At 74.5% G+C, this 22073-nt stretch carries 18 protein-coding genes; 14 read left to right on the top strand and 4 right to left on the bottom strand.

The annotated features are described in order from the left end of the window. The first annotated feature begins 126 nt into the window (after positions 1 to 126). Positions 127 to 2082 carry a glycoside hydrolase family 5 protein gene (locus ACFVTF_RS18790; RefSeq protein WP_387814742.1) on the top strand — a complete coding sequence of 652 codons (1956 nt, stop codon included), beginning with the start codon at positions 127 to 129 and terminating at the stop codon, positions 2080 to 2082. 51 nt (positions 2083 to 2133) lie between these two features. On the opposite strand, the gene ACFVTF_RS18785 is transcribed toward ACFVTF_RS18790, so the two are convergent. Beyond that, positions 2134 to 2724, bottom strand: coding sequence for an isochorismatase family protein (locus ACFVTF_RS18785; protein WP_387814740.1), 591 nt, complete (start codon positions 2722 to 2724; stop codon positions 2134 to 2136). 174 nt (positions 2725 to 2898) lie between these two features. Between ACFVTF_RS18785 and ACFVTF_RS18780 the strand changes: the two genes are divergently transcribed. Next, a complete protein-coding gene (locus ACFVTF_RS18780) occupies positions 2899 to 3900 on the top strand; it encodes a GlxA family transcriptional regulator (RefSeq protein WP_387814738.1) in 1002 nt (333 codons plus the stop codon). Between the two features lie 14 nt (positions 3901 to 3914). Here ACFVTF_RS18780 and ACFVTF_RS18775 read toward each other — a convergent pair whose 3' ends face one another. Further along, positions 3915 to 5402 carry a sensor histidine kinase gene (locus tag ACFVTF_RS18775; RefSeq protein ID WP_387814736.1) on the bottom strand — a complete coding sequence of 496 codons (1488 nt, stop codon included), beginning with the start codon at positions 5400 to 5402 and terminating at the stop codon, positions 3915 to 3917. Between the two features lie 26 nt (positions 5403 to 5428). Further along, a complete protein-coding gene (locus ACFVTF_RS18770; RefSeq protein WP_387814734.1) occupies positions 5429 to 6157 on the bottom strand; it encodes a response regulator transcription factor in 729 nt (242 codons plus the stop codon). Between the two features lie 230 nt (positions 6158 to 6387). Between ACFVTF_RS18770 and ACFVTF_RS18765 the strand changes: the two genes are divergently transcribed. The 11 genes from ACFVTF_RS18765 to ACFVTF_RS18715 all read left to right on the top strand — a co-directional run bounded on the left by ACFVTF_RS18765 (position 6388) and on the right by ACFVTF_RS18715 (position 19701). Next, positions 6388 to 7743: a ferric reductase-like transmembrane domain-containing protein gene (locus ACFVTF_RS18765; protein ID WP_387814732.1), complete on the top strand. Its 1356-nt coding sequence runs from the start codon at positions 6388 to 6390 to the stop codon at positions 7741 to 7743. Positions 7744 to 7821: 78 nt separating this feature from the next. After that, positions 7822 to 8367 carry an FMN-binding protein gene (locus tag ACFVTF_RS18760; RefSeq protein ID WP_387814730.1) on the top strand — a complete coding sequence of 182 codons (546 nt, stop codon included), beginning with the start codon at positions 7822 to 7824 and terminating at the stop codon, positions 8365 to 8367. Between the two features lie 30 nt (positions 8368 to 8397). Then, on the top strand, positions 8398 to 9156 hold the full coding sequence (locus ACFVTF_RS18755) for an FAD:protein FMN transferase (RefSeq protein WP_387814936.1): 759 nt from the start codon (positions 8398 to 8400) through the stop codon (positions 9154 to 9156). Positions 9157 to 9351: 195 nt separating this feature from the next. Next, the gene (locus ACFVTF_RS18750; RefSeq protein WP_371521794.1) at positions 9352 to 9885 is read left to right on the top strand and encodes an EF-hand domain-containing protein; all 534 of its coding nucleotides are present in this window, start codon (positions 9352 to 9354) and stop codon (positions 9883 to 9885) included. Positions 9886 to 10094: 209 nt separating this feature from the next. Beyond that, on the top strand, positions 10095 to 10982 hold the full coding sequence (locus ACFVTF_RS18745; RefSeq protein WP_371521792.1) for an SAM-dependent methyltransferase: 888 nt from the start codon (positions 10095 to 10097) through the stop codon (positions 10980 to 10982). Between the two features lie 126 nt (positions 10983 to 11108). After that, a complete protein-coding gene (locus ACFVTF_RS18740) occupies positions 11109 to 11867 on the top strand; it encodes a DeoR/GlpR family DNA-binding transcription regulator (RefSeq protein ID WP_371521790.1) in 759 nt (252 codons plus the stop codon). Between the two features lie 217 nt (positions 11868 to 12084). Beyond that, complete coding sequence (locus ACFVTF_RS18735; RefSeq protein WP_387814727.1) at positions 12085 to 13356, top strand: extracellular solute-binding protein; 1272 nt, start codon at positions 12085 to 12087, stop codon at positions 13354 to 13356. Positions 13357 to 13399: 43 nt separating this feature from the next. Then, a complete protein-coding gene (locus tag ACFVTF_RS18730) occupies positions 13400 to 14329 on the top strand; it encodes a carbohydrate ABC transporter permease (RefSeq protein ID WP_387814725.1) in 930 nt (309 codons plus the stop codon). Continuing rightward, on the top strand, positions 14326 to 15186 hold the full coding sequence (locus ACFVTF_RS18725; protein WP_371521785.1) for a carbohydrate ABC transporter permease: 861 nt from the start codon (positions 14326 to 14328) through the stop codon (positions 15184 to 15186). Before ACFVTF_RS18730 ends, ACFVTF_RS18725 begins: the two co-directional genes overlap by 4 nt. Positions 15187 to 15337: 151 nt before the next feature. After that, a complete protein-coding gene (locus ACFVTF_RS18720; protein ID WP_387814723.1) occupies positions 15338 to 17992 on the top strand; it encodes a TIM-barrel domain-containing protein in 2655 nt (884 codons plus the stop codon). Positions 17993 to 18108: 116 nt separating this feature from the next. Beyond that, positions 18109 to 19701 carry a phytoene desaturase family protein gene (locus tag ACFVTF_RS18715; protein ID WP_387814721.1) on the top strand — a complete coding sequence of 531 codons (1593 nt, stop codon included), beginning with the start codon at positions 18109 to 18111 and terminating at the stop codon, positions 19699 to 19701. A gap of 6 nt (positions 19702 to 19707) precedes the next feature. Here the strand turns inward: ACFVTF_RS18715 and ACFVTF_RS18710 are convergent, their stop codons facing one another. Then, the gene (locus tag ACFVTF_RS18710; protein WP_387814719.1) at positions 19708 to 20337 is read right to left on the bottom strand and encodes an SRPBCC family protein; all 630 of its coding nucleotides are present in this window, start codon (positions 20335 to 20337) and stop codon (positions 19708 to 19710) included. A gap of 361 nt (positions 20338 to 20698) precedes the next feature. On the opposite strand from ACFVTF_RS18710, the gene ACFVTF_RS18705 reads away from it, so the two are divergent. Continuing rightward, positions 20699 to 22073, top strand: a 1375-nt coding sequence (locus ACFVTF_RS18705; RefSeq protein WP_387814717.1) for an FAD/NAD(P)-binding protein, incomplete at its 3' end; no start/stop codon positions are given.

Below are 22073 nucleotides of genomic sequence, written 5' to 3'. Positions count from 1 at the left end.
AGTAAGAGGTATTCGTCCAGAGGGTGGACGGGGTGGACCGGAGGACTGCCGGGCGGGGCGCGGCTGTGCCAGGATCCCGGGTGACCGTGTACGGACACCCACCCACCCTCACCGCTGGGGACCATCATGAGAAGACTCGCGCTCCGCGTGCTGTCCGCGGCAACGGCGCTGTCCGCGTTGCTCGTTGCACCGGCGGCCACTGCCGCTGACGCCGCCCCGGCCGTCGCCACCGACAGCGCCGCCACCGCCGCCCCGGTGCCGCTCAGCGGCGCGCAGTTGGCGGCCTCCTGGGCGGGGCCGCTCAGCACCCGGGGGCGGTACGTCGTCGACGCGTCGGGCGACCGGTTCAAGCTGAAGTCCGGCAACTGGTCCGGCGCGCAGGGCACGTGGCAGGGCAGCGGCCCGACCACCGACCCGGCGAACAACCAGGCCGGCCAGGTCTCGTACAACCTGCCGCTCGGCCTCGACCGGGCGCCGCTGTCCGAGATCATGGCGGGCTTCCACAGCCTCGGGCTGAACAGCGTCCGGCTGCCGTTCGCGGACGCGATGATCCGGGACACCGCCGCCGTCCCGGACGCCGCCGTCGCCGCCAACCCCGGGCTGCGCGGCAGCACCCCGCTGCAGGTGTACGACGCGGTGGTGGCGGCGCTCACCGCCGACGGGTTCGCGGTGATCCTCAACAACCACACCACCGGGTACCGGTTCTGCTGCGGCCTGGACGGCAACGAGCGGTGGAACAGCGGCCAGTCCACCGAGACGTGGGAGCAGGACTGGCTGTTCATGGTGAACCGGTACCGGGCCAACAAGCGCGTGGTCGGCGCCGACCTGCGCAACGAGGTCCGCCGCGACACCTGGGACGACCCCAACTGGGGCCTGGGCGACGCCCACGACACGTACGCCGCCTTCGAGGAGGCGGGCAACCGGATCCTCCAGGCCGCCCCCGACCTGCTGATCATCATGGAGGGCATCAACTGGCAGGGCGTCCCGCTGGCGGGCCTGCCGCACGGCCGTCCGATGCTCAAGCCGGTGGCCACGCTCTCCCACACCCTGATCGACTCGGGCAAACTCGTCTACTCGGCGCACTTCTACGGGTACACCGGCTCGGCCAACACCGGCGCGGGCAGCGGCCCCGGCGCCACCGGCGATCCCCGCTACCAGGACCTGACGCCCAGTCAACTCGCCGCCGTGGTGGACGAGGAGGCGCTCTTCGTCACCCGCGCCGGGCAGCACTTCACCGCCCCCGTCTGGATCAGCGAGTTCGGCGCCGGTGGTCGGGGCCCGACCGACGCCAAGGAGCAGGCCTGGTTCGACCGCTTCACCGCGATCCTGGCCGAGCACGACACCGACTTCGCCGTCTGGCCGCTGGTCGGGTGGCACAACGACGGCGTACCGCAGGACAGTTGGGCGCTGCTCCACTACGACCGGGCGGGCCGGCGGCTGAGCGTCGAGGACCCGGGCGACTGGCGCGCCGCGTACTGGAACCGGCTGGTCGCCGCCCCCGGGTACACCGGCCGGGTGCCGGCCACCACCCGCTGGAACCTGCTCGACCTCGACCACGCCGACCAGAACGCCTCCCGGCGGATGCTGGCCCTGCCCGACTGGAGCAGCGGCAACCGCAAGGGGAACTGCCCGGACGGCCAGCGCCTGATCGGCCTCGGCCGCGGTGACAGCCGCGGCCTGTGCACCGACGCCGGACAGCCCGCCACCGGGCCGGACGCCTGGACGGCCGTCACGGACGAGCGCTACGTCACCGGCGGCGACTGGGCGCCCGGCTACGACAAACTCCAGTGCCCGGACGGCCGGTTCGCGGTCGGCTACAGCGTCCGCGCCGACGCGATGGCCGCCCTGCTCTGCGCCCCCGCGGCCGCGCCGCCCGCCGGGGCGAACCGGGTGCTCTGGTTCGACCACGGCGACAACCGGCCCCCGGTCACCACCGGCGCCGACTCGGCGGCCAGCGACTGGGCGCCCGGGGCCTACAAGGGGCAGTGCGCCTCGAACGAGTACGTCGCGGGGGTCGCCTTCACCTGGCGCTGGCTGCACGCCGGCGTCCCGGACGCGCTGCTCTGCCGTCCGCTGGCCTGACGCCGCCGCTGTCGGGGCCCGGCCGGCGGGCCGGGCCCCGACGGGAACGGTTCAGCCCAGCGCGGCCTGGGACTCCACGACCACGCCGTACAGGTCGCCGATGGTCGCCAGGGCGCTGCGGTGCAGCTGGTCGGCGCTCACCCGGGTACCCACCGAGGCGAGCGGGCGGGTCGCGCAGGCGTCGGCGACGACGGTCGGCCGGTTGCCGCGCAGGAAGGCGCCCGCGGTGGTGAAGGCCACGCACATGTGGGTCATGAAGCCCGCGACCACGACGTCCTGGTGGCCGGCCTCGTCGAGCAGGGCGCCCAGGCCGGTGCCGACGAAGGCGTCCGGGGCCTGCTTGACGACCACGGCCTCGCCCTCGGCCGGCGCCACGGCGGGGTGGATCTGCCCGATCTCGGCACGGACGTCGTACGGGGTGCCCGCGCCGCCGTCGTTGATCACGTGGATGACCGTGGCGCCCGCCGCGCGCGCCCGGGCGAGCAGGGCCGCGGCCGCGTCCAGCGCCTCCCGCCAGCCCTCCAGCTCCATCACGCCACGCACGTAGGTGTTCTGGTAGTCGATCAGGATCAGCGTGGACGCGGCGAGCGTGGCGGGCGTCTCGTCGAGGCCGTTCAGGGCACGCAGGGTCGTCGTGGGCATGGGGGGACCACCTTCGGTTCGGTACACGGGAAACGGCGGGCGGCGGCTGCGATGGCCGCGGCGGCCCACCTCCGGAACGCTACGGCCGGCCACCGGATGTCGGCAATGCCGTCTAACCTGCAGATTCCGACATCGAGAGAGCATCAAGAGAGCTTGAGAGAGCAAGGTGGGGCCGTGGGCGCCGTACAACGACTGATCGTCATCGTCCTGTTCGAGGGCGTCGACCTGCTCGACGTCACCGGACCGCCCGAGGTGTTCTCCCTCGTCCGGCGGGAGACCGGCGACGCGACCGGCTACCGCGTCGTCCTCGCCGCCGAGACCACGGACCCGGTCACCACCGCCGCCGGCGTGCGGATCCTGCCCGACCTCACCTTCGACGAGGCCGCCGCGAGCGCCATCGACACCCTGCTGGTGCCCGGCGCCGTCGAGGCGGACGGCCCGCGCCGGGTCCACCCGCGCACCGACCCGGCCGTGGTCGACCGGGTGCGCGCCCTCGCCGGGCGCTCGCGCCGCATCGCCTCGGTCTGCGTCGGCGCGCACCTGCTCGCCGCCGCCGGGCTCCTCGACGGCAAGCGCGCCACCACCCACTGGTCGACCGCCGCGCAGCTGGCCGCCGAGTACCCGCAGATCGAGGTGGACGCCGACCCGATCTTCATCCGCGAGGGCGACGTCTGGACCGGCGCGGGCATCAGCGCCTGCCTCGACCTCTCCCTCGCCCTGGTCGCCGAGGACTTCGGCGAGGAGCTCGCACTGAGGGTCGCCCGCCAGCTCGTGATGTACCTCAAACGCCCCAGCGGCCAGAGCCAGTTCAGCGTCCCGCTGGAACCCGTCTCCACCACCCGGCGGGTCGAGGAGCTGCGCCACCACGTCCTGCGCAACCTCACCGGCCGGCTCACCGTCCCCGATCTCGCCGCCCACGCCCACGTCAGCGAACGGCAGTTGACCCGGATCTTCAAGACCGAACTGGGCACCACGCCCAGCGCCTACATCGAGTCGGCCCGGGTCGAACTCGCCCGCCACCAGCTCGAATCCACCGATGCCACGCTCGACCGCGTCGCCGCCGACTGCGGGTTCGGCACCACCGACACCCTGGTCCGGGCCTTCCGCCGCCGGCTCGACACCACCCCGACCGAGTACCGCCAGCGCTTCCGCACCACCGCTCCCCCGCCCCGGTGACCCGGTGACCCGGATCAGAGTGGCAGCCGGACCGTGAACACGGTGCGCCCCGGCCGGCTCGCCGCGTCCACCGTGCCGCCGTGCGCCCCGACCACCGCCCGCACGATCGACAGGCCGAGCCCCGTCGACCCGGTCGAGCGCGAGCGGGCGCGGTCGCCCCGGACGAACCGCTCGAACATCCGGCCGGCCAGCTCCGGCGCGATCCCCGGGCCGTCGTCGGCGACGGCCAGCCGCACCTCCGCCCCGGCCGGCTCCAGGCTCAGCTCTACCTCGGTGCCGGGCGGGGTGTGGGTCCGGGCGTTCGCCAGCAGGTTGACCACCACCTGGCTCAGCCGGTCCGCGTCCCCGCGCACCAGCACCGGTTCCTCGGGCAGCGCCAGGCGCCAGCGGTGCCCGGGCCCGGCCGCCCGGGCGTCGGCCACCGCGTTCAGCGCGATCCGGGTCAGGTCGACCTCGGCGTCGGCCAGCGGCCGGCCGGCGTCCAACCGGGCGAGCAGCAGCAGGTCCTCGACGATCGCGCCCATCCGCACCGCTTCGGCGTCGATCCGCTCCAGCGAGTGCCGGACCGGCCCGGGCACCGCGCCCGGGTGGCGCAGCGCGAGTTCGGCGTGGCCGCGGACCGCCGCCACGGGGGTGCGCAGCTCGTGGCTGGCGTCGGCCGCGAACGCCCGCAGCCGCTCCTCCACCGCGTGCCGGCGGGCCAGCGCGTCGCCCACGTGCCCGAGCATCCGGTTGAGCGCCGCGCCGACCCGGCCGACCTCCGTCCGCGGATCGTCGTCCGGGACGCGTTCGGCCAGCGTGACGGCGCCGCTGGCGAGCGGCAGCGCGGCGACCCGCTCGGCCGTGCCCACCACCCGCCGCAGCGGGCGCAGCGACCAGCCGACCCAGACCGCCCCGGCCGCCCCCGCCCCGGCGACGGCGATCGCGAAGACGGTCAGCTCCAGGGTCGCCAGCCGGTCCACGGTGTCCTCGGCCGGGCGCAGCGGCAGTCCGCTGACCAGCACGTCACCGTCCCGGCCGGCCACCGCGCGCACCCGGTAGTGGCCCTGCGCGCGGCCCAGGTCGACGGTACGGGCCGGCCCGCCGACCGGCAGGGCGGCCAGGGCCCGCTGCTCGGCCGGCGAGAACACCAGCCGGTCGTCGGCGCTGGGGCCGTTGGCGTCGTCGGCGTCCCCGTCGACCACGCCCGCCGCGGTGACCCGGCCGTCCAGCAGCCGGGCGCCCAGGGTGCCGGGGGTCTGCGCCCGGGTGTCGGTGCCGCCGCCCTGGCCGGCGTGCTCCAGGCTGGCGGCGTAGCGCCCGCCGGCGTCGGCGAGCTGCTGGTCCAGGCGGTCCACCAGGAAGTGGCGCAGCGCCGCCGTGGTGGCGAGGCCGACCGCGGCGCAGGTCACCACCAGCAGCACCAGCAGGCCGGCGATCAGCCGGGCCCGCAGCGTCCGCGGCACCAGCCGGGCGGCCCGGCGGCGCGCCCTGGCGGCGCCCCTCGCGGGCGTGCCGGTCACGGGGCCGCCCGTCGTGGGCCCGCCGGTCACGGGGCCGCCTTGATCAGGTAGCCGGCGCCGCGCACCGTGTGGATCATCGGCGTCCGGCCCGCGTCCAGCTTCTTGCGCAGATAGCTGATGTACAGCTCGACGACGTGCGCCTGCCCGCCGAAGTCGTACGACCAGACGGCGTCCAGGATCTGCGCCTTGCTGAGCACCTGCCGCGGGTGGTGCATCAGGTGGGCGAGCAGCGCGTACTCGGTCGGGCTGAGGTCGACCACCTCGCCGGCGCGGGTGACCTCGCGGGCCCGCTCGTCGAGGACGAGGTCGCCGAGCACCAGGGCGTGCGCGGGCGGTTGGCCCGCGGCCCCCGGCGGGGCGGCGCGGCGCAGCAGCCCGCGCAGCCGGACCACCACCTCGGCCAGGCTGAACGGCTTGGTCACGTAGTCGTCGCCGCCCGCCGCGATGCCCGCGATCCGGTCCTCGACGGCGTCCCGGGCGGTGAGGAAGAGCACCCGCACCTCGGGCCGCTCGGCGTGGATGCGGCGCAGCACCTCCATGCCGTCGAGGTCGGGGAGCATCATGTCGAGCACCACGGCGTCCGGGCGCCAGTGCGCCGCCGCCCGGACGGCGGCCAGTCCGGTGGTCTCGCCCCGCGCCTGCCAGCCCTCGTAGCGGACCGCGCCGCAGACCACCTCCACCAGGTCCGGTTCGTCGTCGACGACCAGGACCCGCCAGTCCTGCCGGTCGGCGCTCCGCTCGGCGGTGTCGTCCATGGTGCTCCCTGGGTGCAGGCGGTCGGCCACCGTCATCCTGGCCCACCGCGATGAGAAAGCCCTGAGACCGGCAGCCACCCGGCAAACCCGCTCCACCTGCCCTGACCTGCGGCGACACTGTCGGGGGCGACGGGGGCGACGGCCCCGGTTCAGAGCCGGCTCAGAGGTTGCGGTGCGATCGTGGTGCGCCCCGGCGGTGCTCGCCCGCCGGGCCCGAAGGAGGATCCCCGATGGCCACCGCCGCCCCGCCGAGACCCGCCGCCCGCACCCGCCGGGCGGCCCCGCGCCGCCCGGCCGCCGCCCGGCCGGACGCGGTGCTGGGCCTGATCGCCGCCGGGGCGCTCGGCGTCCTCGCGCTGTGGTGGTCCGACACCCCGGCGGTCGCCGGCGCGGCCGGCTGGCTGACCGGGGCGGGCCGGATCACCGGCCTGCTCGCCGGGTACGCGGCGCCGGTGCTGCTCCTGCTGATGGCCCGGCTGCCGCCGGTGGAGCGCGGGGTCGGCGCCGACCGGCTGGCCCGCTGGCACGCGTTCGGCGGGCGCTGGCTGGTCGCCGTGGTGACGGTGCACGTGCTGACGGTCGTCTGGGGGTACGCGCTGACGGACGGGCGCGGCCTGTTCGGCGAGGGCGTGGAGATCGTCCTCCACTACCCCGAGATGCTCAAGGCCGCGCTGGGCACCCTGCTGATGCTGGGCACCGGCGCCGTCTCCGCCCGGGCCGCCCGGCGCCGCCTCCCGTACGAGGCCTGGTACTACCTGCACCTGGCCGCCTACCTCGCGGTGGCGCTCGCCTTCGGCCACCAGCTGGCCACCGGCGCCGACCTCGGCGACGGCCCGGCCCGCGCCGCCTGGTACGCGCTCTACCTCGGCACCGCCGCCCTGCTGGGCTGGTACCGGCTGGCCCGGCCCTGGCTGCTCGACCGCCGGCACCGGCTGCGGGTGGCGGAGGTCCGCCGGGAGGGGCCGGGCGTGGTGTCGCTGTTCCTGACCGGGCGGCGGCTGGACGAACTCCGGGCCGAGCCGGGCCAGTTCTTCCGCCTCCAGTTCCAGGCGCCCGGCCTGCGGTGGGCCGCCAACCCGTACTCGCTGTCCGCGCCGCCGCGCCCGGACTTCCTGCGCTTCACCGTCAAGGACCTCGGCGGGCACAGCGCCGCGGTGGCCGCGCTGCGCCCGGGCACCCCGGTGCGCGCCGAGGGCCCGTACGGGGCGTTCACCGGGCGGCTGCAACGGCGGCGCCGGGTGCTGCTGCTCGGGGCGGGGGTGGGGATCACCCCGCTGCGGGCGCTGTTCGAGACGCTGCCGGGCGAGCTGACCCTGGTCCAGCGGGCCGGGCGCCCGGAGGACGTGCTGTTCCGGGCCGAGCTGGCGGAGGTGGCCCGGCGGCGGGGCGCCGCGGTGCACGAACTGGTCGGCCCGCGGGCGCGGATCGGCGACCTCGGCCGCGCGCTCGCCCGGCTCGTCCCCGACCTCGCCGAGCACGAGGTCTACCTGTGCGGGCCGGACGCGCTGGCCGAGGAGGCCGTCCGTTCGCTGCGGGCCGCCGGGGTGCGGGCGAGGCGCATCCACCGGGAGTCCTTCGACTTCTGAGCCCGCTCGCCGAGCCCCCCGGACCTGCTGAGCCCGTCCCACCACGCCACCCCCGCCACACCCCGAGGAGCCCCGCCCATGCGCCGAGCCGTCGTCACCGGTGCCGCCACCGCGGCCGGAGTCGTCCTGCTGCTCTCCCTCAAACCGCACGGGGCCGCCGGGCCCGCGCCGGTGATCAGCTCCGGCGGCGCGGGCGCGTCCGGCACCGGTTCGTCCGGCACCGCAGGCTCGTCCGGCGCCGGTTCGTCGGGCGCCGCCGCCGGGGCCTCCGACGCCACCGCCGGGCCGTCGGGCTCCCCCACCGCACCGGCCGCCGGTGGCACCGGCGGCAACAGCGGCAACGGCGGCACCCGGAAGGTCACCGGCGACGCCGTGAACACCCGTTACGGCCCCGTCCAGGTCGAGGTCACCCTCGCCGGCAGCCGGATCACCGCCGTCGACGTCGTCAAGTACCCCACCGAGGACCGCCGGGACCGCGAGATCAACAGTTCCGCGCTGCCCCTGCTCAACCAGGAGGCGATCGCCGCGCAGAGCGCCGGGATCGACGTGGTCAGCGGCGCGACCTTCACCAGCGACGGCTACGTCCGCTCCCTGCAGAGCGCGCTCGACCGCGCCGGGCGGTGAGGCGCGGTGCTCCGCCACGCCGAACCCGTCATGGGCACCGTCTTCTCGATCGCCGTCCGCGATCCCGGCCCGGGCACGCCCGCCGCGCTCGGCCGGATCGCCGACCGGCTGCACCGGATCGACGCGGTGTTCTCGCCCTACCGGCCGGACAGCGACATCAGCCGCCTCGACCGGGGCGAACTCGCCCTCGCCGACTGCGATCCGCAGGTCCGCGCCGTCCTGGCCAGCTGCCGCGAGGTCACCGCGCAGACCGACGGCTTCTTCACCGAGCGGCCCGGCGGCCGGCTCGACCCGAGCGGCTGGGTCAAGGGATGGGCGGTCGAGGAGGCGGCCGGGCTGCTGCGCGCCGCCGGGGCCCGGCAGTACTGCGTCAGCGGCGGCGGGGACGTGCAGACCGCCGGCGGGCCGTGGCGGATCGGGGTCGCCCACCCGCTGCGGCCGGGCGCGCTGGCCGCCGTCCTGGGCGGCGACGGCCTCGCGGTGGCCACCTCCGGCACCGCCGAGCGCGGCGCGCACATCCTCGATCCGCACACCGGCCGGCCGGCGCTCGGCCTCGCCTCGCTGACCCTGGTCGGCGCCCCCGGCACCGGGATCGCCCGCACCGACGCCTGGGCCACCGCCGCCTTCGCGATGGGCCCCGACCGCGCGCTCGCCTGGGCCGCCCGGCGGCCCGGCGTCGAGGCCCTCGCCGTCCTGCCCGACGGGACCAAGCGCTGGACGCCCGGCCTGCCCCGGCACCTCCCGCCCACCGGCCCCGCCGACTGGCGGCCGGCCGCCCCGGCGGCCTGAGCAGGGCCGTTTGCGCGCCAACTGGCTTTCGAACGCTGATAGTTCACTCCATCAGGTGAAGAAATCGATCATGACTCATCCGCCCCGACCCGGGTGGCCGATAGTGGGGAGACCGATCGGACGCACACCATCCGGTCCCACCGGAACGCGTGGCCCCGCGGACACGCGTGAACCCACGGAAAGAGGTAGCGACACATGCCCACCGAGGCCACCCGGCGGATCGACCTCGTCTTCTCCCTGTTCGACGCCAACCGCAACGGCGTCGTCGAGGTCGACGACTTCAACCTGATGACGGCCCGCGTGGTCGCGGCCGCCGCCGATTCGGACGACGCCGCGAAGGCCGCGATCCGCGCCGCCTTCCGGCGCTACTGGACCGCCCTGGTCAGCGAGTTGGACACCGACGGCGACGGCGTGATCAGCCGCGAGGAGTTCGGCGGCTTCGTCCTCTCGCCCGAGCGCTTCGGCCCCACCGCCGGCGAGTTCGCCGACGCCCTGGCCGCGCTCGGCGACCCGGACGGCGACGGCCTGATCGAGCGCCCGCTGTTCGTGGCGCTGATGACCGCGATCGGCTTCGAGCACGCCAACATCCACGCCCTCTTCGACGCCTTCGGCCCCACCCCCGAGGACCGCATCACGGTGGCCGTCTGGGCCGCCGGGATCCGCGACTACTACGCCCCGGACAAGGCCGGCATCCCCGGCGACCTGCTGGTGGGCCGACCGGCCGCCTGATCTCCCCGGGGCGCGCCCGCCCGGACCGGCTGAGCGACGGCGGCGCCGCCCCGCACCCGCCCGGCGGCGCCGTCGCGCGCTTCACTCACTGGGTCCACGACCGCCCGCGCCACCACCCACGACCGGTCCGCCGGCCAGGTCCTGTCCGGCCGATCCGGCCGGACAGAGCCTGGCCGCGGCTTCCCCAAGTCCGAACACCAGGAGGGACCATGGCCACCGCCGCCCGCCCCCGTGCCGGCGTCGACGAGGGCGTCGGACCGACCGCCCTGATGGTCGCCGCCGCCCGCGCGATCGAGACCCACCGCCCCGACGCCCTCACCCGGGACGCCCACGCCGAGCACTTCGTGCGCGCCGCGAGGTCCTCCGCGCACTGGCCGGTCCACCCCCGGGACGTCCCGGACGGCGAGGCCGATCCGCTCTGGGGGCGGCTCGGCCGCTACCTCGCCCTCCGGACGAGGGCGTTGGACGACCAGCTGCTGTGGTCCGCCCACCTGGGCGTCCGCCAGGTGGTCCTGCTCGGCGCCGGCCTGGACACCCGGGCCTTCCGGCTCGACTGGCCCGCCGACCTCACCGTCTTCGAGGTCGACCGGCCCGAGGTCCTCGCGTTCAAGCAGCGCGTCCTCGACCGGGTCGACGCCCGGCCGGCGGCGCGCCGCGTGCCGGTGGCCGCCGACCTGCGCGGCGACTGGGCCGACGCCCTCACCGCGGCCGGCTTCCAGCCCGCCGAGCCGACCGCCTGGCTCGCCGAGGGCCTGCTCCCCTACCTGCCCGCCGCCGCCGAACAGCGGCTCGCGGCCGCCGTCGACCGACTCGGCGCCGCGGGAAGCACCTTGGCGTACGAGGCCAAGCTCGGACCGGAGTCCGCGGCGGTCCGCGACAACCCCGTCTACACGACCGCCCGCGAGCGGCTCGGCGTCGACCTGCTCGCCCTGCTCGACGCCGGGCCACGCCCCGACACCACCGCCGATCTCACCGCCCGCGGCTGGTCCACCACCGTCCACACCCCGTTCGACTTCACCCGCCACTACGGCCGCGGCCCCCGGCCCGAACCCCACGACGCCTTCGCCGCCAACCGCTGGGTCTTCGCCACCCGGTGACGCCCCCGCACCGAACCGCCCCGGGCTGCCCCGCCCGGCCCCGGCCCGCCCGGTGTTCGGTTCTGCGCACAGGCCGCCGCCGCACGGGCCCGGCGTGATCCAACGGACACGCCCTAGACTTCGGCCATGCTCAAAGCCGACCGTACCGCCCGGATCCTCACCCACATCACCGAGGCGGGCAGCGCCGATGTGCACGAGCTGGCCGGCCTCCTCCAGGTGTCACCGGCCACCGTCCGCCGGGACCTCCAGGAACTGCACGACCAGGGCCTGCTGCACCGCACCCGTGGCGGGGCCGTCACCGGCGCCGTCAACCTCGAACTGCCGCTGCGCCACAAGCACGGGACGCGGCAGGCGGAGAAGCGGCGGATCGCGCTGGCGGCCGACCGGCTGGTGCCGGACGGCGCCGTGGTGGGCCTGACGGGCGGCACCACGACGAGCGAGCTGGCCCGGGTGCTGGCCGAGCGCGGCGGGATCACCATCGTGACCAACGCGGTCAACATCGCGGCGGACCTCATCGTCCGGCCGGAGGTCCGCCTGGTGGTGGTCGGCGGCCTGGCCCGGACCACGAGTTACGAGCTGGTGGGGCCGGCCGCCGACCGGATGCTCGCCCAGTACCACCTGGACGTCGCGTTCATCGGGGTGGACGGCCTGACGGCGCAGGACGGCTGCACGACGCACGACGAGATGGAGGCCCAGACCGACCGGGCGTTCCTGCACGCCAGCGCGCGGTCGGTGGTCCTGGCGGACAGCACCAAGATCGGCCGGGTGACCTTCGCCAAGATCTGCCCGCTCGCCGAGGTGCACGACCTCGTCACCGACGACGAGGCCACCGCGGCCCAGGAGAAGGCGATCGCCGCCTGCGGGGTCCGGGTCGCGCGCGTCTGACCTGTTCACACGGGGTGCCCGGCCGGGGAGAACCGGCCGGGCACCCTGTCGCACCGTCAGTTGTCATGCAACGGTCCGATAACGACATCCGGGCGACACCTCGACCCCGCCGGTCCGCCTCGTGAATACTGCCCGACGCCACGCTCTTTCGAATCTGCTCAGAACCAGCGCTCTTCAAGCAACTAGGATCAAGCGGCGTACGAAGGCGGTAACTGCGGTGAACACACGTGTACGTGCCCTCTGGGCGGTCTGTGCCGTCGGCGCGCTCGCCCTCACGGCGTGCGGCGGCAGCAGTGGCGGCGGGTCCTCCCCGAACGGCGCCGTGACGCTCAAACTCGTCGCCGCCGACTACGGCGAGAAGGAGTCCAACAGCTCCAAGGCCTACTGGAACGGCGTCGCCACCGCGTTCACCGCGGCCAACCCCGGCATCAAGGTCGACGTCCAGGTGATGAACTGGAACGACATCGACAAGCAGGTCAAGACGATGATCCAGAGCGGCAACGTCCCCGACGTCCTGCAGACCGGGGGCTACGCCGACAAGGTCGCCGACGACCTCCTCTACAAGGCCGAGGACGTCCTGTCCGCCGGCACCCGCGCCGACCTGATCCCGAGCTTCGCCGAGGCCGGCCGGGTCGACGGCGTGCAGTACGGCATCCCGTTCGTCTCCTCCGCCCGCGCCCTCTTCTACAACAAGGCCGTCTTCCAGCAGGCCGGCATCACCCAGCCGCCCGCCACCTGGGACGAGGTGCGCGAGGACGCCGAACTGATCAAGGCCAAGGCGCCCGGGGTCACCCCGTACGCGCTGCCGCTCGGCCCGGAGGAGGCCCAGGGCGAGAGCATGATCTGGGAGCTCGGCAACGGCGGCGGCCCCACCGCCAAGGACGGCACCTACACCATCGACAGCCCGGCCAACGTCGACACCTTCCGCTGGCTCAAGGCCAACCTCGTCGACCCCGGCCTGACCTACGCCAACCCGGCCACCACCGACCGCAAGACCGCCTTCGCCGACTTCGCCGCGGGCAAGGCCGCCATGGCCGACGGCCACCCCTCGCTGATCCAGATGGCCAAGGACGGCAAGGTCGACTACGGCGTCGCGCCCATCCCCGGCAGGACCGGCCCGCTCGCCTCCACCCTCGGCGTCGCGGACTGGACGATGGCCTTCAAGAAGAACGGCCACCGCGACCAGATCAGGAAGTTCCTCGACTTCGCGTACTCCAAGGACAACACGCTCGCCTTCGACGAGACCTACAACCTGATGCCGGTCACCCAGGGCACCCTGCGCGAGATGACCGCCAGCGGCAAGCACAAGGACCTCGAACCGTTCTTCGCCCTCCTGCCGAACGCCGCCTTCTACCCGCTCGGCAACACCACCTGGGACGCGGTCTCGGCCGAGCTCAAGAAGAGCATCGGCACCGCCGTCGCCGGCGACCCGGCCAAGGTGCTCGGCGACCTGCAGAAGAAGGCCCGGGACGCCGTCGCGAACAAGTAGGGCACGCCCGCCCTGGCCCGCGCCCCGTCCGAAAGGCACCGCCGTGTCCCTCGACTCCCCCACCACCCAGGCCTCCGGGCCCGGCCGGCCCGCCCGGACGGGCTCCGGCCCCGGCCGGCTCGGACCGCTGCCGTGGATCGCCCCGGCCGTCCTGCTGATCCTGGCCGTCGTCCTGTGGCCCGTCTACGAGATGGTCCGCACCTCGTTCCTGCGCATCAGCACCAGCGGATTCGTCCGCGGCTCCGCCGGGCTGGACAAGTACCGCAAGCTCTTCGGCGAGGCCGACCTCGGCCGGGTGCTGCTCTCGACGGTGGTCTGGACGGTGGCCGTCGTCGGCCTGACGATGGCGCTCTCGCTCGGCCTGGCCCAGCTGTTCAACCAGCGCTTCCCCGGGCGCAGGTTCGCCCGCTGGGCGCTGATCGCCCCCTGGGCGGCGTCCGTCCTGATGACCGCCATCGGCTTCCGGTGGATGCTCGACCGGACGGCCGGCGTGCTCAACACCGCGCTGACCGACCTCGGCCTGGTCGACGGCCCCCGGGACTGGCTCGGCGACCCGGCGACCGCCTGGCCCTGGATGGTCCTCGTCGCCGTCTTCGTCTCGCTGCCGTTCACCACCTACACCCTGCTCGCCGGCCTGCAGACCGTCCCCGGCGAGCTGTACGAGGCGGCCCGGGTGGACGGCGCCTCCCCGTGGCAGGCCTACCGGAGGATCACCCTGCCGCTGCTGCGCCCGGCCTTCCTGGTCGGCCTCGTGATCAACCTGATCAACGTCTTCAACTCCTTCCCCGTCATCTGGGGCATGACCCAGGGCGGCCCGGGCAGCGCCACGGCCACCAGCACGGTGTTCATGTACCAGCTGAAGAACACCGACATCGGCGAGTCCGCGGCCATGTCGGTGGTCAACTTCGCCCTGGTGGTGCTCATGGTGCTGGTCTTCCTCAAGGTCGGTCGCTGGAACGGGGAGGAACGGTGACGGTCTCTCCGCCCACACGTCGGCCGCGCCCACCCGCGCGCCGGATCCGGCCGCGCACCCTGGTCATGGCGGCGGCCGCCTGGCTGCTGGCGGCGGTCTTCCTGCTGCCGTACCTGGAGATGGCCGTCACCGCGCTGCGCCCCGCCGACGAGCTGCGCGACGCGGGCTACCTGCCGCGCCACCCCGCCTGGTCCAACTTCGTCGACGTCTGGCGCGAGTCGACGCTCGGCGCCAACCTCAAGGTCACGCTGCTGGTCGCCGGCGGCTCCACCGTGCTGGCGCTGCTGGTCGCGCTGCCCGCCGCGTACTGCACCGCGCGGTTCAGGTACCGGGGCCGCAAGCTCTTCCTGCTGCTCGTCCTGGTCACCCAGATGTTCCAGCCGACCTCGCTGCTGGTGGGCCTCTACCGCGAGTTCTACCAACTGGACATGCTCAACTCGGTCTGGACGCTGATCCTCTGCAACGCCGCCTTCAACCTGGCGTTCGCCGTCTGGATCCTCACCGCCTACATCGGCTCGATCCCGGTCGAGTTGGAGGAGGCCGCGCTGCTCGACGGCCTCGGCCGGCTCGGGGCGCTGCGCCGGGTGGTGCTGCCGCTGGCCATGCCCGGCGTGGTCACCGCGGTGATCTTCACCTTCATCTCCGCCTGGAACGAGTTCGTGATGGGCCTGACCCTGTCGACGGCCCCGGAGAGCCAGCCGCTGACCGTCGGCATCAACGGCTTCATCGGCAACTACACGGTGGAGTGGAACTACCTGTTCGCCGGATCGGTCGTCGCGATCGTGCCGGTCGTGGTGCTGTTCGCCGTCATCGAGCGCCACGTCGTCTCCGGGCTGACCGCCGGATCGGTCAAGTAGCCCCCACCGCCCGGAGCGTCGGGAACGGCGACCCACCATTGACATGGACCGGCCATGACTGTGAATGTTGCTTGTATTCCCCCATGTTCAAGCAGCTTCGCGCAGTAAGTGAACATCTCTTGCTCATCCGACGGGAGAACACACCGTGCGCTTGGTACGACATCGCCTCCGCCGGGCCGCCCTCACCGTGGCCCTCACCAGCATCGCCGCCGTGGCCGGGCCCGCCCTGCCGGCCCGCGCCGCCGCCCCCGGCTCCGCCGTCCTCGACGGCGGCCACCAGAGCACCACCTGGCAGAGCCCCACGTACGCCAAGGGAACCCTCGGCGGCGCCGCCTCCTGCCCGTCCGCCGCCCAGGACCCGGACGGCACGGTCTGCGGCCGCTTCGACCTGACCGTCGACGCGCCCGCCGGCTACTGGGACGACAACCCCGAGGGCGGCGTCCCGCTCTCGATTCAGTGGCAGAACCCCACCGACGACTTCGACCTCTACGTCTACGACGCCAACGGCAAGGAGGTCGCCGAGAGCGCGGGCACCGCCAACCCCGAGGCGACCGTCATCCCGAAGGCCTCGGGCACCTACCACGTCCTGGTCGTCCCCTACGACGTGCACGGCGGCTCCTTCACCGGGCGCGCCTACCTGCCGCAGACCGCCGACGCGGGAGACCTCACCTCCTTCTCCGGTGGCCAGGGCAGCTACGACATCGCCGCCGGCACCCTCAAGGCCAAGGTCGACTTCCTCGCCGACGACCAGTTGCGGCTGCGCGCCGCCCCGGACGGCGTGCTCACCGACCCGGCGGGCAGCACGATCATCCGCAAGCAGCCCGAACTCCAGCGCGGCACCTCGTCGTTCGACGCCGGCGACTACTACGGCATCCGCTCCAAGGACCAGGTGCTGCGGGTCTACAAGCACCCCCTGAGGTTCGGCCTGTACAAGGCCGACAACCGCACCGCCGTCTGGCAGGAGGACGCCCCGCTGCGCTGGTCCACCAGCGGGCTGCGGCAGAGCCTGGTCCGCGGCGCCGACGAGCAGTTCTTCGGCGGCGGCGAGCAGAACGGCTCCTTCTCCCACCGGGACAGGACCGTCCACGTCGCCAACAGCACCAACTGGAACGAGGGCGGCTACAACAACTCGCAGCCGTTCTACATCTCCACCGCCGGCTACGGCGTGTTCCGCAACACCTTCGCGCCGGGCACCTACGACTTCGGCTCGCCCGTGCGCACCGGACAGCAGGAACGGCGCCTGGACGCCTACTACTTCACCGGTGACGTCAAGTCGGTGATCGGCAAGTACACCACCCTGGTCGGCAAGCCCTTCATGCCGCCCGTCTACGGCCTGGAGCCCGGCGACTCCGACTGCTACCTGCACAACGCCAACCGCGGCGAACGCCACACCACCGACGCGCTCAAGGTCGCGGACGGCTACGTGCAGAACCAGATGCCGCTCGGCTGGATGCTCGTCAACGACGGCTACGGCTGCGGCTACGAGAACCTCGCCCAGACCGGCGAGGGCCTGCGCAAGAACCACGCCCAGCTCGGCCTCTGGACCCAGAACGGCCTGCCCGACCAGGCCGCCGAGGTCAAGGCCGGTGCCCTGGTGCGCAAGCTCGACGTCGCCTGGGTCGGCAACGGCTACGACTTCGCGCTGAACGCCTGCGACCAGGCCAAGGCCGGCATCGAGGACGGCAGCAACGCCCGCGGCTTCGTCTGGCTGCCCGTCTCCTGGGCCGGCGCCCAGCGCTGCGGCGTCCTGTGGAGCGGCGACCAGAGCCTGTCCTGGGACTACATCCGCTGGCAGATCCCCACGTACGCGGGCGCCACCATGTCCGGCATCGCCTACAACACCGGCGACGTCGGCTCCATCTACCGCCGCGACCCGAAGATGTACACCCGCGACCTCCAGTGGAAGTCCTTCCTCCCGGCCATCATGACCATGGACGGCTGGGCCAGGGACATGGCCGGCAAGGAGCAGCGCGACCAGCAGCCCTGGCTGGACGGCGAGCCCTACACCTCGATCAACCGCAAGTACCTCCAGCTGAAGGAGCGGCTGCTGCCGTACATGTACACGCTGTCGGCGGAGGCCACCAGGACGGGCGTCGGCGCGGTGCGTCCGCTCGCCCTGGAGTACCCGGACGACCCGGCGGCCCTCGGCCCGAACGCCAAGTACGAGTTCCTGGCCGGGCCGGACTTCCTCGTCGCGCCGGTCTACTCGGACACCTCGGTGCGCGACGGCATCTACCTGCCCAAGGGCACCTGGACCGACTACTGGACCGGGCGCACCTACCAGGGCCCCACCACGATCAACGGGTACTCCGCGCCGCTGGACACCCTGCCGCTGTTCGTCAAGGGCGGCTCGATCGTGCCGATGTGGCCCGAGGGCACGCTGTCCTGGGAGAACCGGGACCGCACCCGGCTCGACTACGACCTCTACCCGCAGGGCGACTCCTCCTACACCCTGTACGAGGACGACGGCGTCACCCGCGGCTTCGCCACCGGCGCCTCGGCCACCCAGCGGGTGGACGTCCGCGCCCACGGGCCGGTCACCGTCGTCAAGGTCGGCGCCAGCGTGGGGAGTTACACCGGCAAGCCGGCCGAGCGGGGGTACCGCTTCACCGTGCACGGCAAGCCCGCCCCGCGCCTGGTCGTCACGCAGGGCGGACCGCTGCCCCGGCTGGACTCGGCGGCGGCGCTCGACTCGGCCGCCTCGGGCTGGTACTACGACGCCGCGACCGGGGTCACCCAGGTCAGGACGCCCGCCGTCTCCACCGACCACGGCTTCTCCGTCGAACTGATCCACGGCGGCCGCTGACCGGCCGGACGCCGCAGGGCCCCCTCGCGCACCGCTGCGAGGGGGTCCTGCGGCGTTCCGGGGCCGCCGTGTCCGGGGCATTCCCCGGCCCGGCTCCGTCCCGTAGCGTGGCGGGGGTGAACGCGAACCCGTCCACCCCCGCCCGGTACGACGCCGTGATCGTCGGCGGCGGCCACAACGGGCTGGTGGCCGCCGCCTACCTCGCCCGGGCCGGACGCCGGGTCCTGCTGCTCGAACGGCTGCCCCGGGTCGGCGGGGCCGCCGTCTCCGCCCGGGCGTTCCCGGGCGTGGACGCCCGGCTGTCGCGCTACTCCTACCTGGTCAGCCTGCTGCCGCACAAGATCGTCCAGGAGCTGGGCCTGCGGCTCGACCTGCGGCGCCGCCGGATCGCCTCGTACACGCCCACCGTCCGGGACGGGAAGCCCACCGGCCTGCTGGTGGACGCCGCCGACCCCGGCCGGACCAGGGAGGCGTTCCGGGCGCTCACCGGAACCGACCGGGAGTGGGAGGCCTGGCAGCGCTTCTACGGCACGACCGGACACGTCGCCCGACGGGTCTTCCCGACCCTCACCGAGCCGCTGCCCGCACGCGCCGAACTGCGCCGGCGGATCGCCGACGACGCCGCCTGGACCACCCTGTTCGAACGGCCGCTGGGCGAGACGATCGAACGGGCCTTCAGCGACGACCTGGTCCGCGGGATCGCCCTGACGGACGCGCTGATCGGCACCTTCACCCACGCCCACGACCCCTCGCTCCGGCAGAACCGCTGCTTCCTCTACCACGTGATCGGCAACGGGACGGGCGACTGGGACGTCCCGGTCGGCGGCATGGGCGCGGTGACGGACTCGCTGGCCGAGGCGGCCCTGGCCGCCGGCGCGGAGATCCGCACCGGGTGCGAGGTCACCGCCATCGCCACCGACGGCCGCGGCGACGCCGAGGTGACGTACCGCCACCACGGCGGCGAGGCCATGGCGGCCGGCCGCCGGGTGCTGGTCAACGCCGCCCCCGCCACCCTGGCCCGCCTCCTCGGCGAGGAACCCGGGCCCGCGCCCGAGGGCGCCCAGCTGAAGGTCAACCTGGTGCTGCGCCGGCTGCCGCGGCTCCGGGACACCGCCGCGGACCCCCGGGAGGCCTTCGCGGGCACCTTCCACATCGCCGAGGGCTACCGGCAGTTGGAGACCGCCTACGCCGAGGCGGCGGCCGGCCGGATGCCCTCCGCGCCCCCGTCGGAGATCTACTGCCACACCCTCACCGACCCCACCATCCTGGGCCCCGAAGCCGTCCGCCAGGGCCTCCAGACGCTGACCCTGTTCGGCCTGCACATGCCCGCCCGGCTGTTCACCGACCCGGCCGCCAAGGAACGCGCCCTGGCGGCAAGCCTGGCCCAACTGGACGAGGTGCTGGCCGAACCGATCGCCGACTGCCTCGCGCTCGACGCCACCGGCCGGCCCTGCGTGGAGGCCAGGACCCCGCCCGACCTGGAACGGGAGATCGGCCTGCCCGGCGGCCACATCTTCCACCGGGACCTCTCCTTCCCGTTCGCGACCGGGCCGGTGGACGGCCCCGCCGCCCGCTGGGGCGTGGCGACGGCCCACCCGAACGTCCTGCTGTGCGGCGCGGGCGCCGTCCGCGGCGGCGGAGTCAGCGGCATCCCCGGCCACAACGCCGCCCGGGCCGCCCTCGAATCCCTGTCCGACTCAGGTCACTAGGCCCCGTCAGCCCCGTTCGGCGTCGGCCTCGGCGGTGGTCTTCAGGTCGTGCAGCCACCCGTCGAGGCCCTGGCGCAGGATCGCGGTCGCGGTGGGGACGTCCGCGTCGACCTGGGGCCCGGTGTGGGTCTCCTCGGTGCTCACCCGGACGCCGCCCTTGACCCGGGTGAAGTTCCACACGTGGACGCCGTCGATGTGCAGCCCTTCCGCGACGGCGGGGCCCGTCCAGCGGAGGCAGGACTCCCGCTTGAGCTGCTGGACGGTCGAGACGATCTCCAGGCTGGTGGCGGTGGTCGCGGGGTTGGGCGGGAGCGGGGTCGTCCACCGGAACGCCGAGCCCGGGCGCAGGCGGCCGTGGTCGAGGCGCTCCGCGCTCGCGACGGGGCCCTGCCAGGACGGCCAGCGCTCCACGTCGGTCTGCAGCTTCCAGATGGTGTGCAGCGGCGCGTGGACCACCGTCTCGGCCCGGTAGCGGACCTGGGCCCGGGGGTCGACGCCCTGGCCGCGACAGGTCAGGGCGGTGCCGGGGTGCGAGGTGGCGGCGCCGGCGGGCGCGGCCGCGGCGCCGAGGAGGCTGACGACGAGCGGGACGGCGAACAGGGCGGCGCGGACGCCGGTGCTGCGGGTGCCGGACATGGGGTTCCCCTTGGTCGGGTGTCGGTCGGTGGGCGGGCGTTGCCCGTCGAGCCGCGAACGCGGCTGCGATGGCCCTGCATTCGATAGATACTTGCGTGTTCGTTAGAAGTTATAACGCAAATCCGCGTGAGAGGTCAACAGCTTTCGTGACACCCTCTAACCAGAAGCCCGGGCGGCGGGCGGCGGAGCGCGCCCCCAAACTCTCCTTATGGGACGGACCGTGTCGAACCAGGGACCCTACGTGACCGTCACCTCCGCCCCGGTCGGCGCGACACCGGGACACCGGGCCATAAGTCCTGCTTGGCGAGGGGCCTATGAACCGTCGTTGGACGCGGCGGCCGATCGGCTCGATGTTGGCCGCATGACGTCTCCCGCCGTGTCCGACGCGGCCGCAGTGAACCAGAACAGGACCCCGCACGAGATCGCCGTGGTGGGCGCCGGCGCCGCCGGAACCCTCACGGCGCTGCGCCTGCTCCACCACGCGGCCGCCGGGAGACCCGCACCGGACCGGATCTGGCTCATCGACCCCGGGCCCGCGGGCCCGGGGCTGGCGTTCGGCACCGACGCGCCGCACCACCTGCTGAACGTCCGGGCCGGCCAGATGAGCGCCCACCGGGACGACCCCGGCCACTTCGTGCGCTGGCTCGGCGACCGTGGCGGCGAGCACGATTTCGTCCCCCGGCGCCTCTTCGGGCGCTACCTCGCCGAGAGCCTGGCGGCGGCGGCCGACCGCCCCGGCACCCCCAACCTGGTCCGGGTGCCCGACCGCGTCGTCGCCCTCACCCACCGGCCCCGGGCGACCACCCCGCCGCTGCGCCTGTGGCTGCGCGACGGGCCGCCACTGGACGTCGACGCGGCGGTGCTGGCCCTGGGCAACTTCGCACCCGGCCAGGCCTGGGCACCGCCGGCGCTGCGCGACTCCGGGCGGTTCCTGGCCGACCCCTGGGCACCCGGCGCCCTGGCGGCCGTCCCCGAGGACCGCGACGTCCTGCTCGTCGGCACCGGCCTGACCATGGTCGACATGGCGCTCAGCCTGCAGCGCCCCGGACGCGTCGTCCACGCCCTGTCCCGGCACGGTCTGGTCCCCCGGCCGCACGCCGCCACCCCGCTCACCACCCCGGCCGCCCCACAGCTCGACGCCCGTGCGGGGCTGCCCGCGCTGCGCCGGGCGGTGCTGTGCCACATCGCCCGCTGCCGCCGCGTCCACGACGACTGGCGGACCGGGGTCGACAGCCTCCGCCCCCTCACCAGCGCCCTGTGGCGGCAGCTCCCACCCGCCGACCAGGCCCGGTTACTGGCCCGGGACCTCCGGCTCTGGGAGACCCACCGCCACCGGATCCCGCCGGTCAGCGCCAGGGCCCTGCGCGCCGCCGTCGACGCGGGTCTGGTCAGCATCGGCCGGGGCACCGTGGCCGACGCCAAGACCGCCGCGGACGGCCCCGACGGGGGCGGCGAGGTCAGGGAGGTCAGGGAGGTCGGCGAGGTCATCGACGTGCGGCTGGACGACGGCCGCACGCTGCGGGTGGGGGCGGTGCTGAACTGCACCGGCTCCGAGGCCGAACTCACCCGGGTCGACGACCCGCTGATCACCGACCTGCTCACCACCGGCCTCGGCTCCCCCGCCCCCGGGGGGGGGGGGGGGGGGCCCCCCCCCCCCCGGCCCCCCCCCCCCCCCCCCCCCCCCCCCCCCCCCCCCCCCCGGTGGCCGGGGGGGGGTGGGCGCGGGCCCGCCCCGG

The sequence above is a fragment of the Kitasatospora sp. NPDC057940 genome, from assembly GCF_042887425.1.
In the GTDB taxonomy this organism is placed as follows: domain Bacteria; phylum Actinomycetota; class Actinomycetes; order Streptomycetales; family Streptomycetaceae; genus Kitasatospora.
This window is presented reverse-complemented; position numbering and strand designations above follow the sequence as displayed.

What these genes read in the sequence shown, in the direction of transcription:
- ACFVTF_RS18785 (WP_387814740.1), bottom strand. Translation starts at nt 2,724, where the DNA reads ATGCCCACGACGACCCTGCGTGCCCTGAACGGCCTCGACGAGACGCCC.
- ACFVTF_RS18760 (WP_387814730.1), top strand. Translation starts at nt 7,822, where the DNA reads ATGCGCCGAGCCGTCGTCACCGGTGCCGCCACCGCGGCCGGAGTCGTC.
- ACFVTF_RS18765 (WP_387814732.1), top strand. Translation starts at nt 6,388, where the DNA reads ATGGCCACCGCCGCCCCGCCGAGACCCGCCGCCCGCACCCGCCGGGCG.
- ACFVTF_RS18755 (WP_387814936.1), top strand. Translation starts at nt 8,398, where the DNA reads ATGGGCACCGTCTTCTCGATCGCCGTCCGCGATCCCGGCCCGGGCACG.
- ACFVTF_RS18750 (WP_371521794.1), top strand. Translation starts at nt 9,352, where the DNA reads ATGCCCACCGAGGCCACCCGGCGGATCGACCTCGTCTTCTCCCTGTTC.
- ACFVTF_RS18740 (WP_371521790.1), top strand. Translation starts at nt 11,109, where the DNA reads ATGCTCAAAGCCGACCGTACCGCCCGGATCCTCACCCACATCACCGAG.
- ACFVTF_RS18745 (WP_371521792.1), top strand. Translation starts at nt 10,095, where the DNA reads ATGGCCACCGCCGCCCGCCCCCGTGCCGGCGTCGACGAGGGCGTCGGA.
- ACFVTF_RS18710 (WP_387814719.1), bottom strand. Translation starts at nt 20,337, where the DNA reads ATGTCCGGCACCCGCAGCACCGGCGTCCGCGCCGCCCTGTTCGCCGTC.
- ACFVTF_RS18770 (WP_387814734.1), bottom strand. Translation starts at nt 6,157, where the DNA reads ATGGACGACACCGCCGAGCGGAGCGCCGACCGGCAGGACTGGCGGGTC.
- ACFVTF_RS18790 (WP_387814742.1), top strand. Translation starts at nt 127, where the DNA reads ATGAGAAGACTCGCGCTCCGCGTGCTGTCCGCGGCAACGGCGCTGTCC.